General features: G+C 73.1%; 9 protein-coding genes. All 9 read right to left on the reverse strand.

Annotated elements, in window-relative coordinates; all coding sequences use genetic code 11:
- Positions 1-149: 149 nt before the first annotated feature.
- From ABZV93_RS08010 to ABZV93_RS08050, 9 genes are read right to left on the reverse strand one after another with little or no spacing between them, the layout of a single operon-like run.
- Positions 150-593, reverse strand: a complete 444-nt coding sequence (locus tag ABZV93_RS08010) for a hypothetical protein (RefSeq protein ID WP_354932238.1) — start codon at positions 591-593, stop codon at positions 150-152.
- A gap of 16 nt (positions 594-609) precedes the next feature.
- The gene (locus ABZV93_RS08015) at positions 610-4,917 is read right to left on the reverse strand and encodes a DUF4157 domain-containing protein (protein ID WP_354932240.1); all 4,308 of its coding nucleotides are present in this window, start codon (positions 4,915-4,917) and stop codon (positions 610-612) included.
- Positions 4,917-7,517 (reverse strand): hypothetical protein, encoded by a 2,601-nt coding sequence (locus tag ABZV93_RS08020; RefSeq protein ID WP_354932242.1) that lies wholly within the window; start codon positions 7,515-7,517, stop codon positions 4,917-4,919. Before ABZV93_RS08020 ends, ABZV93_RS08015 begins: the two co-directional genes overlap by 1 nt.
- Before the next feature lies 1 nt (position 7,518).
- The gene (locus ABZV93_RS08025; RefSeq protein ID WP_354932244.1) at positions 7,519-9,573 is read right to left on the reverse strand and encodes a phage tail protein; all 2,055 of its coding nucleotides are present in this window, start codon (positions 9,571-9,573) and stop codon (positions 7,519-7,521) included.
- A gap of 53 nt (positions 9,574-9,626) precedes the next feature.
- Complete coding sequence (locus ABZV93_RS08030) at positions 9,627-12,125, reverse strand: hypothetical protein (protein ID WP_354932246.1); 2,499 nt, start codon at positions 12,123-12,125, stop codon at positions 9,627-9,629.
- Between the two features lie 20 nt (positions 12,126-12,145).
- Entirely contained in the window at positions 12,146-14,677 is a 2,532-nt protein-coding gene (locus ABZV93_RS08035; RefSeq protein WP_354932248.1) for a hypothetical protein, read from the reverse strand.
- A complete protein-coding gene (locus ABZV93_RS08040; protein ID WP_354932250.1) occupies positions 14,674-15,096 on the reverse strand; it encodes a hypothetical protein in 423 nt (140 codons plus the stop codon). Before ABZV93_RS08040 ends, ABZV93_RS08035 begins: the two co-directional genes overlap by 4 nt.
- Entirely contained in the window at positions 15,093-15,422 is a 330-nt protein-coding gene (locus ABZV93_RS08045) for a hypothetical protein (protein ID WP_354932252.1), read from the reverse strand. The genes ABZV93_RS08040 and ABZV93_RS08045 overlap by 4 nt, the downstream gene beginning before the upstream one ends.
- An 11-nt stretch (positions 15,423-15,433) precedes the next feature.
- Complete coding sequence (locus ABZV93_RS08050; RefSeq protein ID WP_354932254.1) at positions 15,434-15,916, reverse strand: phage baseplate assembly protein V; 483 nt, start codon at positions 15,914-15,916, stop codon at positions 15,434-15,436.
- Positions 15,917-15,939 lie beyond the last annotated feature (23 nt).

The following is a 15,939-nucleotide window of genomic DNA, read 5'->3' on the forward strand; positions in this document are numbered from 1 at the left end:
GGTCCGTTCCATGAGAGAAGGCCTTCCGAATGAGGCGGTTACTCCGATGCACTTGGTGCTGAGTGTGAGCCCTGGCGTGACCGTTGCGCCGTCGAGATACGCCTCCACCGCGCGGTGGCGAGTACGACCAGGACGCTGCTCTTCACCGGCTACTCTGGTTCGTTGTAGTCCTCGGCCAGCTTCTCCACGTGCTCGCGCAGGAAGGTGCCCGTACGCCGGTCGAGGGCGGTGGTGACCAGGGCGAGCGGGCAGTCCTCGTACCCATCGGCCATGCGGACGACTGGCAGCCGGTAGAAGGCGGTCCTCTCATCGTCCAGGTCGATGTCCCAGACCGCGTCGTCCACGTTCAGCGTGATCACCCTGCCGACGTGCCGGGCGGCAGCGTCGGCGACCCCGCGCTGGTCCAGGGCCAGGATCGCGTCCGGATCGGGATAGCGGTCCAGCAGGAAGCGTTCCAGCTCGTCCAGCGACGCCAGGTCGACGTCGAGTTCGCCGCCCATCAGCGCGTACAGCTCCTCCCTGACGTCGAGGTCCTGGGCCAGCCAGGTCTGGAACTCCTCGCGTGAGTGCATGCGCATCGGGGCCAGGTTCATGGCCGCCATTGTGCACCTACTTCTTCCTGGCCGGCGGGAGGATGCGTTCGGACAGGCGGGAACTGCGCTGCGACGAGGTGCGGAGTTCGATGATGATGCCGGCGGAGAGCAGCTCCGCGCGAAGCGGGCCACTGGGCTTGCAGTCGATGAAGATCCAGGTGAGTTCCCAGTCGTGGCGGCGTACGAGCCTGCGGTCGCGCTGGACCTCCGAATCGATGTCCTTGCTCAGGTAGACCGTTCCTTCGTCGTACGCCTTGACTTCGGCACCCCTCAACTTCTCCGGGTCGGCCAGATCCAGTCGGCGTACCTCGTCGCCGCCGAGCTTGACGGTGTGCTCCTTCTCCGGCCAGCCGAGCCGGGCGCGCTCGGCCGCGACGATCTCGTTGGCCACGTTGGCCCGCTCGACGTTGGAGCGGTAGACCCGCTCCCAGCTCGCGCGGGGCATCTCCCCGTTGTCGAGCTGGTACATCTCCCAGCGGGTCTCCATGTGCTCGGCTTCGCCGGGCGTGAGCTGGCGTAGTCGTTCCAGCAGCTGGCGGTATTTCGCCTGGTTTCGCTTCGCCACGCCGCGGGCGCTGACCCCGCTGGACGGGGTGAGCTCGCCGATCTCGATCCTGCCCAGGTGCTCGTCCAGTTGGGCGCGCAGGCTGTCGAGCTTGGCCTCGGCGTCCTCGCGGGCATTGCCCTGCATCGACTCCATCGCGACCATGTGCTCGTTGATCAGCTTGGGCAGCTTGGCGATTTCCAGCCGGGCGTCGAACAACGGCTTGTTGCCCGGGTCCAGGGCGTTCCCGCCGAGCATGTTCGACAACCGGCCTAGTGCGCGCCGGACCTGGCCGAGGAGGCCCTGGTACTTCTGCATCGTCCGCACCGTGGCCTCGTGCAGTTGCACCGTGCGCGGAAGGGCCTCCGCGCTGATCCGGATGGTGATCTCGCCGACCAGGCCGCTCTTGTCCGGCGTCCACTCAACTCGTACCGAGTCGCCGTGCAGGGTGTCGTCGACCACGGCCATCGACCGCAGGTCGGGCGGCAGCGCGTCGACGAGTTCCTTGGCTGTGGGACGTCGGTCGGCCCCCGCGGACTTCTCGTGCAGTTGGCCCTGCTCGCCGGCGGGCTCGTTCTCGGCCGGCCGCTTCTCGGCTGGCTGCTTCTCGGCTGGCTGCTTCTCGGCTGGCTGCTTCTCGGGTACGGGCTTGTCGGTGCCGGTCTGCTCCTCTGTACCGGCGGGCCGGTCGGGGACCCGCGTCGGCTCGGATGTCCTGGCCGCCGCGCCCTCCTCGTTCACGGCCTTCGACGCGGCCTTGGCCTCGGCCCGGTACTTCAGCATGTTCCCGGCCAGGAACAGCCCGTTGTTCTGGATCGCCGCGTTGAGTGCGTCGGCCCTGGCCCGGCGGGCGGCGGCGTGGGTCATCCCGGAGTTGGGGTCGTTCTCGGCGGCGTTGATGGCCAGGATCTGGTCGGCGAACTGGATGTCGCCCCACAGCAGCCCGGCGTACCCGATGGCCTCGTTGGCGAGTTCGGCCGCCTTCAGCAGACCCTGCGCGCCCTTGACCGCCTCGGCCGCCCGGGCGAGTTGCGCCGGGCTCGCACCGCCCTCCTCCAGGATCGTGAACGCCCGCCCCATCCGCTCCACCCGCAGGTTCGCGACCAGGCCGGCACCCGCACCCAGACCGCCGAGGATGCCGAGGATGTCGCCCACGGTCTCGGCGTTCAGCGACAGCTTGTGCGCCTTCCAGCGCTGGATCAGCCGGATGGCCGCAGCCGCCGCACCGATGAGCGCGCTCGCTGTGCCGGCCGAGGCGACGAACAGCCCCACCGCCGCGAGCGTCATCACCAGGTCGTCGATCCGCTTGAGCGCGAGTGCGGTGTCCGCGGGTGCGCTCTCCACCAGGAACTCCAGCTTCGCGCCCGCTTCCATCCCGGGAAGCCCGGCCGTGCGGGCACCGACCGTGCCGCGCCCGTACGCCGCCTTGCGTCCGAACGCCTCCAGCGCCGAGTGGAACGCCTCGCTCGGGGTGTCGCGCAGCTCGCCGACGTACTGGCCGCCGGTGTCGAGCTGGGTGACGTCGTTGATCATCCAGCGGTGTTTGCCGCCGGTGCCGCCCATCGGCCCGGCCGTCATCATCAGCGGGTAGGCCTGGGCGGAGACCTCCGAGATCAGCGTGGCGTTCACGCGGGTCATTGCCTGTGGGACGACGCCGGGTTCGAACGACGCGAGCCGGTCCTTCTCGTTCGCCTCGTAGAGCGCGATCTGCTCCTTGAGGGTGTCGACCTCGCGCTCCTTCGAGTACGCCGACAGGGTGGGGTAGTCGGTACGGAACTTCGCGAGCTCCGCTTCCTTCTCGGCCAGCCGGCGGCTGAGCAGGGTCACCGGCGACGCTGTGTACTGCTCCTCCGCACGCTTGAGGAGGTCGCGGAGGTACTCGGCCTTGGCCTTGTTGCCGCTCTTCTCGGCCAGGGCGATGTCCGCGCGCAGGACCGCGAGCTGGGCCGCCGGATCGTCCAGGGACTCCTGGACCGCGCGCTCCATCGGCATGACCTCGACGACGTGCCCGGCGACCGACGGCGGCCGGATGATCTCCTTGCCGTCCTTGTCCTCGTGTACGGCCGGGGTGGTGATCACGCGGATGAGGAAGATCCCGTCCTTGGGGAGGTTCACCTCCTGCTGCTGGCGCGGACCTGAGAACAGGTCGGCGATGAAGTGCGCGATCGCGCCCACCGCGGTGATCAGGAAGGAGACGGGAGCGAGTTCGAGGGTGAGCACGTTTGCCTGGGCGTTCAGCAGCCGTTCTGCGGAGGTCTCGCCGTGCGGGTCGCCGGCGTCGCGCGCGGCCCGCCGGTTGTCCTTCCACCAGTCCTCGAACTCGCGCCGGAACTCCCTTCGGGCCGCTGCCGTACCGGTGACGTCGGTGCCCGCCCCGCGCTTGGCGCTGGTGAAGTCGGCGATGTTCTGGTCGAGCGTGCGCCCCTCTCCGGGTGCGCTGCCGTGCGGGTCCTTCGTGTGCGCGGGATCCTTCGCGATCTGCTTGCGGGCGTACGACGTGATGTCGAAGTAGTCCCACTGGTAGTGGATGCTCTCGCCCACCTGCGTGATCGCCTGCGACTGCCAGCTCCAGTTGCCGTTGGCCGACCAGTCCACCTTCGCGGAGAACGTCGGGCTGGAGTCGGTCGGCGCGAGCTTGGGGCCCTCGATGCCGACCGGCCACGGCGGAGCGTTCGCGGGTTTGCCGTCGCCGCGCCCGGCGATCGGGCTGGCGTAGATCGTGGCCTTCTCGCCCCCGCCCTTGCCGCCGCCGACACTGACGATCTTCGGTACGAAGTAGATGACCACCGGCTTGGGTACTGACATCACCTGCGAGATCAGGGCCGCCGGGTCGGTCAGCTCCTTCATCAGGTCCAGCGGTCCCTGGACCTGGGTCGGCTTCGCCGGCCGGCCCGCCTTCTCGGCGGCCTCCTTCTCCTTGGTCGCGGCCTCCTGCTCCTCCTTGGTCAGCGGCCGGGTGGCCACCACACTGCGGCCGTGTCCCTTGTCGTCGACGTCGAACCGCTGGCGACCGGTGTTCGCCTCGAGTTCGATCGCGGCGAGAGACCCGTCCGGCTGCATCAGATACACACCCGGCACGAAGCTCGCCCTCGGCTTGGCTTCGGTGGCCTCCTTCATCGCCACCCGCGGGCCGAGCGGGCGGCCCTGGGTGTCGTACGCCTTGGCGAACGACGCGCTCAGGCCGATGTAGACGTAGTTGGGGCCGTCGTTCGCGCCCACCTTTGCGAGCTTCTGCGCGGCGTCGTCCATGCCGCTTGCTTCGACCTGGAGCCGGATCCACCGCTCGGCTGAGGGATCCTTCGTGGTAGGCGTGGTCGTGTTGGTCGGCGTGGTCGGAGCACGCAGCAGCCGGGCCGGCCCGGGCGGCGGGGCGAGTACGTGCCCGAGTTCGTGTTCCAGCAGCGCCTGCCCACCCGGGGTCTGCGGGCTGAACTCGCCGTGGGCGAAGAAGATGTGGCTGCCGGTGGTGAAGGCTCGCGCGCCGGCCTGCCCGGCCAGCTCGGCGGCTGCGGCGTCGGTGTGGATCCGTACGTCACGTAGGTCCGCGCCCAGCCGCTGCCCGTACTCCGCGGCCAGTCCCGGTGCCAGCGGGCGAGCGTGGCCGGCCCGAGCGGCGACCGGTGCGGGGGTGCCCGCCGGCAGCGCGGCCGCGGGAGCGACGTCCCGCGTGCCGACCGCGACCCCGAGCCCGGCCCCACTGCTCACCCGCGCGTCGGCGGCCCGCTCGGCGGCGTCCCCCGGGACGGAGAGCAGGTGCGGGGCGAACAGCGGTTCCGGCACTACGGCACGCACCGATCGTGTGGGACCGATGCCGGTACCAGGGCCGGCCCGGTTCCGGCGCTGTTGATCACGTCGCTGACGTACATCAGTCGCGGGGACCGGCCCCACTGGGAGTGGTCGGTGATCGCGAGCCCGGTGGTGAACGGCCCGGTAAGGTCCAGGCCCTGCACGCGCAGCAGGTAGCCGAGCCGGCCGTGGACGCGTACCGCCTCGACCGAGGTGGCGGCGACCGCGGCGAGCACGATGGCGCTGGCGCCGATCCGCTGCAGGGAGGCGCTGTTCTGGGTCATCGTGAGGCTGTTCACGCTGCCCACGTAGTAGGCGTGCCGCGACCGGCGCCAGAAGAACGGCACCGCGCTGGCCACGTCGTTGCCGTTGACGACCACCTGTCCGGCGTTCGCGGTGGCGCCGCCCTCGCCGCTGAGCCCGACATGTACGCCCTGGACGGCTCCGCTCACCGAGTTGCCCTCGATCCGGACCTGGCCCGCCCGCATGCCGGCCACGACGATGCCCTGGGCCATCGCCCGCGCGTTCGCTGCCGTGGCGAGGAACCGGCTGGTGTCGTTGGACAACTGCACGCTCTGCGGGGCGAGCAGAGCACGCCGGACGAACTTCTGCAGCACCTGGCGGGGGGTCCCGCGGCTGAGCGCGTTCTCGGTCACTGTCCGGCCGAACTGTGCGGCCAGCCGTTGCACCACGCTGGCGCCGGCCACCCGCATCGTCGCGCCGCCGGGCAACGTGACGACCTGGCCTGTGGTGGCGTTCTGCCCGGCGACCACGTGCGAACCGACGAACGACGCGAGTTCGTGCACCAGCAACGGGTGCAGGACGACCTGGTTGCCCTGCGGTGCCGGGCCCAGCCGGATCTCGTTCCCGGCCACGAGCACCTCGTCCGCGGAAACCACCAGTACGCCCGTCTGCGCGTTCCCGACCTCCAGGAGGTTGTCGAGCACCCGCACCCGGCCGCTGGATCGGCCCCGGGTGAACGTCCCGGCGAAGACGGCCGACTGCGCCAGGCCGGGGCTGTCCGGGCAGGCGATCTGACAGTCGCGCACGGTTGCCCCCGGACTGTCGACGAACGTGATCGCGCCGAGCAGGTGTTCGTCGCCGGCCGGATTGTTGGGCTGTGCGGCCAGGCCCGCCTCGACCCGCAGGTCGCGTACGGTGACGTCGCGACAGTTGAGGAACTGCAGCACGCTCTCGTGCCCGGTGCAGCTCAGCACGGTGGCCGGCCCGATCCCGGTAACCACCACCCGGATCCGGTTCTTGACCACCACCGGCTGGTCCAGCCGGTAGGTGCCGGCCGCCAGGCACAGCTCGCCGCCGCTGGTGGGTAGCGCGTCGGCGGCCGCCTGCAGGTTGTCGCCGGGGAACGCGGTGACGGTGCAGGTGGTCCCGCGCAGCGCGGTCAGTGCCGGGAAGTGCGGCCGGCAGTCGCTCAGCACCGTCCGGGTGCCGAGGTCGACCACGGCCAGGGCCTGGACCACGTGCCGTGTGCCGTCGGCCGGTGCGTCGGCCAGCTCCTCTACGGCATCCGCGCTGGATCCGCGTACGCGTACCGCCCACCAGTCCCCGGCGAGGTACTGGCCCGAACTCGCGGTGAACGCCACCCCGACGTCCACGCCGCCGAGCAGCGCGGTGACCTGGGTGGCGGCGCCGACCGCCTGCCCGTCCCAGCGCCGCAGGCACAGTCCGGACGGGGTGCCGGTGACCGCGGCGGCTGTGGTGAGCGTGACCACGCTCCCGCCGGCACCGGGGTCGACGTGGTCCACCTGGAACAGCGGTCCGTGGTCGAGCCGGTCTGCACGGCGTACCAGCGTGCTGACCTCGACCAGGTCACCGGGGAAGAAGCTGATGTCGGGGGACGGTTTGAGGGTGGCGAGCGTTCCGGCCAGGGTCGCCGCCACCGCGGCCGAGCCGTTCTCGAACGACCAGCCGAACCTCGCGGTGGAGGCCGACCCGGAGTCGAGCACCTCGATCCGCAGCAACCCGTCCGGCAGTTTGCCGCGTGGGTCGTCCGGCGGCGCGCACGGATCCGTCGGCACAGGTGGTGAGGTACGGACGACATCCAGCCGGCCGGTGCTCACTTCCAGCTGCGGCAGCGCGGGCGCCGCGCCCGCGCAGGACGTGGCGTTTACCGCAGCCGCCCGCACCCGCCATCCGGTGCGCGTACGGGTCATCGTGTCGGTGCCGGCCAGGGCAGGGTCCAGCAGGGCATCCGGGTCCTCGGCGGCCTGCACCTCCTCGGAGAAGACATCGAGGTAGACGACGGCGGTCCCGGAGGCGGGCAGCGCGGGCACCGACTCCTGCGCGGCGTAGGGAAGCAAGGTCGGGTTGACAGCGCGTAACCCGCCCGCCCACATCTCACCGGCTCCGACCTGCAGGGTGCCGTCCGCGGCGAACGTGACGCCGAACGCCGTGCTGCCCTCGGCCACCCCGGCTGGGCCGACCACCGCCGCGGCGAGCCGGTCGGTCTCCCGGCGGGCGCCGTCCATCCCGAGGTTGTAGTCGCCGTCGAGGAGCATCCGGCCCTGCTGCATGCGCGCGCTGGTCCACCGGTCGCCGGCGCGCAGGGGAACTGAGGTGTGGTCGCCGGTCACGTCATTCCTCCGAGCCGATGATGTCGAGGTGAGGGTGCACTGTGAGCGGGGTCATCTCCGGCAGCCGTTGGGCGAGCCGAAGTGCGAGCGGACCGCGCCGGGCGTGGTGGTAGGCGCCGATCTCGCCGCCGTCGGAGGCGCCGCTGAGCGCCGGGTCGGCGCCGCGTCCGGTAGGCGCGGTCAGTACGGGTGCGTAGTAGCCGGCCGATTCCGCACCGGTGGAGGCGAGCGCGGGCAGCGGGCCGGTCAGGCAGCAGAACGGCGAGGGGTGAGCCTGGGCGTCATCGGCGTCGCCGAGGTGGCAGAACCGCAGGCCTCCCGCTGAGGTCACCACTGCCCGAACACCGTCCAGGAACAGGCAGTCCGACGCGGTGATGGTGTCCACCGCGACCAGGCCCGCGAACGTGCAGCCGTTGGTCCGCAGTTGTGGTGGGAACCGGTCGGTGGCGGCGACCGCGGGCACTGGAGCCGGCGCGGGTGGCGGCGCGCCACACGGGCTGAGTGTGGCCCCGGCGCCGTCCACGACACAGTCGGCCAGGTCGATGGGGAAAGCGCTGAGGTCGGCGCGTATCGGACCGAGATGGCAGTTGACCGCGCGGAGCCGAAGCGTCCACGCCCCCGGCTCCACGGTCACGGTCCGCCCGGCGGCCGGGTTCGTCGTGACCCCGGTCAGGGTCACCGACGCCATGTCGGCACCGATGGCGAGGTCGCCTTCGAGGAACATCCCAGCGAGGTCGAGGTGCAGCCCGGGCGCGCGAACCTCCCAGGTGCCGGTGACCACGGGGGTGAGCCCGGTGGGTGCGACGATCCGCCACCGGGTCAGCGCCGGAGTGGCGGTGAGCGGAGGTGGCGCGGCGAGCCGATCGCTGGTGGCCAGCCGGATCTCGACGTCGGGGTGACCGGCCGGCGCGGTACGCGAGCCGGGCAGCGCCAGGGCGGCGGTGACGGCGTCGGCCAGCGTTGTCACCACGGTCTGGCCGGGCGCGTGCGGCCCGAGCGCGGGGTCCACCACGATCACCGTCCCGGCCCGGTCGTCGCCTTCGGCGTCACTGGCCAGCGCGCCGATCCGGCCGGGCGTGGGCCGGTACGCCATCACCCGCAGTGGGCCGGTGCGGTTGGCGCCGGGAAGGAGTACGCCGCGCGCCAGGTCGACCAGCACCTGGTCGGCCGTCGGGGTCGGACCTCCGCCGGACGGCAGGCTCGTCAGGCCGATGTCGGTCCAGGGCACCGGGTCGCCGTCGACCGTGATCGCCAGCAGCGCCGGGTCATCCGCAGCCCCGGCGGTCAGCGGGTGGCCGGGCCCCAGTTGCCAGACCGGGCCGTATCCGACCTCGTCGGGGGCGAGTGCCTCGATCAGCCGCCAGGTCGCGCGCAGCGGCAGGTCACCGGCTGCGCGGGGCGGGCGCAGCGCGGGTGGGCTGCCCGGCGGGCGTTCGTCGTCGGCGTCTCCGCCGACCACCACCGCGTCCGGACGCAGGTAGAGCGGTGCGGGCAGGCCGAGCGGATGAACGGCGAACCGGCCGTCCGGCAGCGGGCACGCCTCGCTCAACTCGAACCGCCGTACCTGCCAGGGGAAGACGGTGGCGGTGACCGCGGCCGGGTGGTGCGGCCCGCCCGGGGTGAGGCTGCGCCGGGCAGGGTCCAGCCCGGTGCCGGCCATCAGGTGTTCGCGGCGGCGCAGCGACAGGCTGGCCGTACGGCGGATCGGGTGGCGCAGTTGCTGGGCCCAGATCGTGGTCTGCCAGCCCTCGGTGACCCGCGCCTGCCACCCGGTGACCACGGTGGCGAAGTCCTCGATCGCGGCCGGCGTACCGCGGCGCCGGCGTAGAGCCGTGGCCGAACCGATCTCGGCCCGCCCGGCGTCGGGCGGCAGGCCCAGCACCTGGGCCAGGTAGGGCAGTGCCCAGTCGGCCGCGCTGTCGGGGAAAGCGTCATCGAGCACCCGGTCGGCGTCGGCGGCCAACTCGAGCCACTGCCCCTCCAGCGCCTCCAGCAGCGCCAGCAGCACGGGCACGCCATCGGGATCGGCCGGCGCCAGCAACGCCGGTGGCAGCATGGCCAGGAACCGCGCGGAAGGGCCAGGCCCTCGGCCTGGCGAGGTCGTTCCGCTCATGCCGTACGCACCCCCAACCCGGCAGCCACGACGTGAAGGAGTTCGTAGGGTTCGGCGGGCAGCCGGCCGAGGGACAGGTCGCCCGCCGCCGGTGTGGTCAGTCCACCGGTCAGCTGCAGGCCGGAGATCCCCGAGACGCCGGGTACCGGCTGCACCACCGCGACCACATCGCTGCCGTCCAGGGGTACCCCCAGGTCGCGGGCCCCTGCCCCGAGCACGCCGGCCGGGTCGACCAGCGCCGCCCGTACCTGCGACTCCACCACCGCCGGGATCCGCCGCTCCCCGACGAAGACGTCGGCGGTGACAGTGACCGCGCTGGCCACCGCCGCACACACGCACAGCGGTACGGCGGTGTCTCGCCGGGCGTCCAGGTAGCCGCTCAGCGCGACGAGTTCGGCGGCGACCGGCGCACGGACCCCGTGTGACCGGCCGCGCAGGACGGCGACGTGCAGGCCCGAACCGCCGCAGGCGCACCCGGACGGACCGGACCCGCGCCAGGCCACCGCGTGTGTGGTACCCGGAACGGTCAGCGCGAGGTCGCGCAGGTCACCCATCCCGACCGCCCGGTCGAGCGCGCGGATCCGGGCCCCGGCACCGCGGCGCATCCGCGGAGGGTCCTCCTGGTCGGCCGCGCCGGTGAGCGGACCAACCCCGGCGATCGTGCGGACGCCGTTCACGCCTGTGACCAGGGTGTCGATGTCCGCGCTTGGGATCTCCCCGGCCAGCCCGCCGCCGGTACGCCAGACCGCACGCACCTCTCCGCGCGGCAGAGCACCGGTGACCCCGTCCCCGAACGCCAGCACCAGCCGGCCGTCGGCGGCCAGCCGGGTGGCGTAGACGAGGTCGGTCGGGCCGCGTCCGTACAGGCTCGGCACCTCGTCGAACCGCACCCCGTCCACGTATATGACCAGGCTGTTGGTGACGGTGCCGTCGGGGCCGACGTCGCCGGTGACCGGCCCGGTCACGATCGCGGTGGACCCGCCGGCGCCGGCCGCCGGGATCAGGGTCAGCGGCCCCTGTCCGGTGGCCCCGTGCCGGATCGGGGCCACGTTGCCCGTCGCGGCGCCGCGATCGACACGACCCGTCCGCGCGTCGGCGAGGCTGACCAGCCGGCCGCCGGGATCGCCGGGTGCGTCCAGTGCGCTGGCGGTGCACCTGGTCAGCTCCCAGCCGGGGCGGCCGTCGGCGCCGACTGTGCGAACGGCCAGCCTCTCGGGCAGCCCGGGCAGGTCGGGTATCCGCGGGTGCAGCCGGGCGGTGGCCCGGTTGCCATCGAGGGCGGGGAGTTCGTAGTGCTGGGCGACGTGCCGCTCGTCGGCGAGCAGGACCGTCAGCCCGGTCGTACGCAGCACGTTGGGCAACGGGTGCGCGAGTTCCAGCCGGGCCACCCGCCGGACCGTGCCGGGCGCGACGTGCCGGTCCAGCGGGGTGATCGACGCAACCGTGGTGACCAGGCAGTTGCCTGCCTTTCCGGCGTACAGGATCAGCGTCTGCCCCACGCTGACCTGCCCGGCCTCCAGCACCAGTACCGACGTGGCGTCCCAGGGTTCGCCCTGCTCACCGGACGGGTACGGCGCGCTCACCGTCGCGGCCGTGTTGCCGCTGACGTACGCCATGGTGTCCAGTCGGTACGCGAGGGTGAGTTCGGCCCGCAGCCGGTAGGCCGCGTAGCTCGTCCCGGGCGTCTGCGGCAGCAGCGGTGCCAGCGACCGGTCGGTGTCGAACAGGGTGGCGCCGAGGTCGTCGCTCCGCTTGGTGATCCGGACGGTCCCGCGGACGGCCATTCCGGTCGAGCCGTAGTACGCCGTACCCGTCATCAGTGCGACCAGCCAGGCGATCCACTCCTCCCAGGTGCTCGGCGCCGGCGGGGTGCCGCTCTCGGAGACCAGCACCATCTGGTCCGGCGGGCGGAACCCCGGGTCGGCGAGGAAGCGGATCTGCCGACCGGCCGGCGCGGCGGGCGCCGGTACGCCCGTGACGGTGAGGCCGTGCCACTCCGGATGCAACTGAGTGTCCGCCGCCACCTCGTACGTCTGCGCGTCGTGCTCGGGAGTGCCGGGCGCCTGCACCCGCGTCCCCGCCGGGAGCAGTGGTGAACTCCCGGGCGCGATCTCGGCCCGGACGAACCCCTGCGCCGCGGTGCGCTGTGCCGGCCGGTAGCCGATCAGGTCCACCAGCCGGCGTACGTCGGTCCAGTCCTGGGCGGTGCCGAGGTAGAGCTCGCCGGCGTCCAGTTCGGCGTACGCGGAGACACCGTCGGCCACGCGGGACCACAGGTCGGCGAGGGTGACGACGGTCGGGTCGCCGGCGACGTCGAGCAACGAGCCCAACGGCATCGGGTCGCCGCCACTGCCCCCACCGTTTGCGGGCGGGATCCGGACAGCGGCCATCCGGGCCAGCAGGTCGTCGCGCAGGGCGGTCCGGTCACCCAGCCGGCGGCGCAGGCGGGCCAGGCCGGGCGGCGGATCGGTCGGCGGTGGGAGCGGTGTACTCATCGGTGTACTCGTCGGCGTGTTCATCGGCCGCCCTCCACGGTGAGCATGATCCGGCCGCGGTCGGGCGCGTCCGGGTCGTCGTCGCAGACCGCCACCTCCGCCGGGCCCATCGGCAATACCGCGGCGACGGTGCCCGGCGGGTCGGACAGCCGCCGAGCCTCGGTCACCGCCACCGCGTCCACGTGGGGAAGCGCGGCCACCGCGGCGACCACGGCGGACAGGTAGACGTCGGCGCCCATTGCGTGACTGCCGGGCGCGAACAGTCCCGGCGCGTCGGGACTGCCCGGCCGCAGCGCCGCGAGGATCGCGGCTCGTCCGGCACCGGGATCGGAGCCGGGGAACAGGCAGACGGTGAAGGCGATCAGGATGCCGACCGGAGTGGCGGGGACGGCGACCACCTCTGTCCCGGCCATCCGTACCGCGTCCAGCGCCGCCTGCACCCGCGCCGCGAGAACCGGAGCCGGGTCGGCCCCGCCCTGCCCGGCCTGAGCCTGCTCGTACGCCACCACCCCGACCGGCCAGGAGCCCGACCAGGACCGCCGCGCGGAGGCGCGGCGTACTCCCACGACCTGCGCGGCGAAGCCGGGAAGGTCGCCGATCAGCACGGCCCTGCGGGGCACGGCGGAGTAGGCCTGCGGCGCGTCGCGGCGTACGTCGTCCAGAGGAGTGGCGCGCGCCCCGCCGGTGCCGGGCGTGAGGTTGCGCGCGCTCACCGCGGCGGCACCGGAGTCCAGGACGTCCTGCCACACGCACGGCACCCCCGCACCGGAAGTGGTGCGCACCAGCCGGCGAGTCACGCCGGCGGCCACGTTCCCTGCCGGCCCGGCGCCGATCTGGTAGCGCGCCGAGACCTGGCTGCCCGCCGGGGGTTCCAGTCCCAGCGCGCCCGTACGGAACCGCAGGGTGGCGGGCAACTCGTCATCGGCGTCCACCACGACGCTGAACCCCGCGGTGCCGGCCGCCAGCATGGAGTGCACGCGTTCGGCCCGGACGCGGACGCCGTTGGGCAGGGTCACGGTGACGTCGAGCTGCCAGGGACGCCCGCCCGGGGCACAGGCCAGACCGGGCGCGGCTTCCGGACCGGCCGCGACCAGCAGCCAGTCAGCTACCTCCTCCACCGCCGGGTCGGCCCGGCGGCCGGTGAGCCGGTCGACCGGCGCGAGGGTGGCCGGCCCGTCGACCAGCAGCCCGTGGTGGGCACCGAACACCCCGAGCCGGGCCACTCCCACGCGAGGCCCGTCCGATCCGGCGTCGCCGAGGTCGATGCTGCACGGCACCGGCGCGACCAGGGCGTCCTCGGCGGCCCACCACACGCGGACCAGCTCCAGCCCGGGCCGCAGCGGGTCGGTGATGTCCTCGACCGCGGTGAGGGTGACGACCTTGGCGGGGTGGCTCGCCAGCGGTTCCCGCGGCCATACGTCGGCGGCCGTCGGTACGGTCGTCGCGGCCCAGTTCCGCTGCCGGGTCACGTCGTCCACCGCGACCACTTCGAGGCCGAGCAGGTCGCCGGGCGCGAGCCAGTCCGCGTTCCCGGACGCCGCCGCTGGGCGGACCAGCACCGCGCTGGTGGCGCCGGCGGTGAGCATTGCGTCGTCCTCGGTCCAGTCGTACAACGCCACCTCGGCGTGACTGGCCCATACGCTCGCGGGCGTGGCCGGCTCCAGCGTGAAGCAGGCGGCGGGATCGTCGATCCTGGTCGTTCCCGCAGGGGTGGCCGTGGCCAGGTCGCCGGGCCGGACCGTGACGCTCGGATCGCCCCCGCCACCTCCGCCGCCCGCTACGACGACCTGGACCGCGGTGGCGGCACTGACCGAGGGCCGTACGGGAAAGTCGACCGCCCGGGCGTGCCGGACCACGTTGGCCCGGCGGCGCGCGGTGGACAGCCAGCCCTCCGTGGTCACCCGGTCGAGCCGGTAGTGCAGCAGATCACCCAGGTGCGCCATCAGCTCCAGCGCGGTGACGGTGAAGTCCGGCGCGCTCAGGTCGGCGGCGGGGTCGAGCGCGGTCAGGCGTTCGAGCAGCATCTCGCGAAGCGCTGGGTAGTCGCGGGCCAGCGTGTCGTAGTCCGGTGGCGTGAGCGGCCGGGGCGGCCCGGGCACGGTGACGGTGTCGGCGACGTCGGTGCACTCCGGCCGCAGCCGCACCGGCAGGTGGGCGCGCAGCGGATCGACCTCCAGGCCGGTCGGGTCGAACCGCAGTTGGTACACCCCACGACCGGGGAGTCCGCCGTCCAGGGTCAGGGTGAGGTGCGACGGGATCGGGGAGCCGTCGGCGTCCGTCCCGGCGGCGACGGCCACGGCAGCGCTCACCGTCGGGCGGGGCGCGCCGGGCGCCGGACGCAGCAGCCATCGGCCCGGGTCGGCCAGCACGGCGGGCGGATCGCCGTACATCCACACGTCGAGGAGGCGGGCACCCCCGGTCAGCCGGCAGGTTGCCGCGCGCAGCCCGACCACCCCGCCGGTGCCGGCGAACAGCGCCCTGGGCCGCTTGACCGGGGTTGCGACGGGCTGGATCGGCTGGACCGGCTCGGTGTCGGAAGGTGGCGTACTCACGAAACACCCCCGGGCAGGTCGACGCTCACGGTGCGCCCTTCGCCCGCGGGCAGCGGGCGGTACGTGACGTCGGCGCGCAGCACGCTGTCCCGCACCGAGACCGTCACCTCCACCACCTGGATGCGGTCCCCGAGCGCGTCGGTGAGGCTGCCGTGGGCGCGCGCGGAGACGGTGGCGCCGACGGCGTCCGACAGCGGCTCGAACAGCGCCGAGGCGCCCAGCCCCGCCCCGAACCCCGGCCGGTGCAGGCGTTCGCCGGCCCCGGTCAGCAGTACGGCACGGACCAGGTCGTCCAGGTGCTCGACAGCTCCCGCGGGCGCCAGCCTCCGACCGGCGCCGACGGTCCAGGGCGCCCGGGCCGGCACTCCCGGGCGGTCGGTCGGACCGCCGGGTGCGACGGGGTTCGCGCCGGGGATCATGACGCCCTCACCGCTACCTGCGCCGGACTGAGCACCACCGGGCCCTGCGGCGCCTTGGCCGCGTTCTGGCACACGCCGACGCTGCCGATGGTGAGGAGCGCGGTGCCTCCGGCCGCCGCGGTCGAAGCCGACGTCTCCCACTCCACCGACACACACGGGCTGGGGTTCGGCCCGACGGTGAACGCGCAGCCCGCGATGGTCACCTGGTCGTCCTGGGTGCAGATCGCGGCACCCGCGCTCGCGGCTGTCTGCGACGGCGCGATCGTGCCCTGACCGCCGTGCGGGCAGGTGATGGTCGCCGAACTGGTCAGCACCGCGTCGCCCATGGCCGTCCCCCTCAGCCGACCGTCAGCGCGTCGCCGTTGAGGGACACGCTGGCGCCGCTGAGTTCCACGGTCGCGCCCTGCCCGTTGTCGAGCACGATGCCGTCGGAGCTCAGGGTCAGCGAGGCGCCGCCAGAGGTGGTGAGCGTGATCGAGGAGTCGTCGTCGGAGACCTCGATCCGGTGGCCGCCGGGGGTGACCAGCAGGATCGTCCCCGGCCCTGCACCCTTCACCCCGTTCCCCGAGGTCCAGGTCGCACCCGACCACACCGGCTTCTTGGCCAGGTCGCCGCCGGGCCACTCCACCCAGACGGTCGCACCGACCGGTGGCACCGCGGCCAGGCCGACACCGTTCCCGGCGTACGGCAGGGCAGGCCTGCACCAGCCGGTGGGATGACGCAGCAGCGTCGGTACGGCGACGTCGAGGCGGCACAGCCCGGCCGGATCGTCGTTGTCGACGACGACACCCTCGAACTTCCCCCAGTAGCGATCAGTCATCTCCCGCTCTCCCTCCTCGTCCG

It is taken from the genome of Actinopolymorpha sp. NPDC004070, from assembly GCF_040610475.1.
Classification (GTDB): Bacteria; Actinomycetota; Actinomycetes; order Propionibacteriales; family Actinopolymorphaceae; genus Actinopolymorpha.

Coding starts and splice junctions, on each gene's coding strand:
- ABZV93_RS08040 (WP_354932250.1), bottom strand. CDS start 15,096: ATGATCCCCGGCGCGAACCCCGTCGCACCCGGCGGTCCGACCGACCGC.
- ABZV93_RS08025 (WP_354932244.1), bottom strand. CDS start 9,573: ATGCTGCCACCGGCGTTGCTGGCGCCGGCCGATCCCGATGGCGTGCCC.
- ABZV93_RS08030 (WP_354932246.1), bottom strand. CDS start 12,125: ATGAGTACACCGCTCCCACCGCCGACCGATCCGCCGCCCGGCCTGGCC.
- ABZV93_RS08010 (WP_354932238.1), bottom strand. CDS start 593: ATGAACCTGGCCCCGATGCGCATGCACTCACGCGAGGAGTTCCAGACC.
- ABZV93_RS08050 (WP_354932254.1), bottom strand. CDS start 15,916: ATGACTGATCGCTACTGGGGGAAGTTCGAGGGTGTCGTCGTCGACAAC.
- ABZV93_RS08045 (WP_354932252.1), bottom strand. CDS start 15,422: ATGGGCGACGCGGTGCTGACCAGTTCGGCGACCATCACCTGCCCGCAC.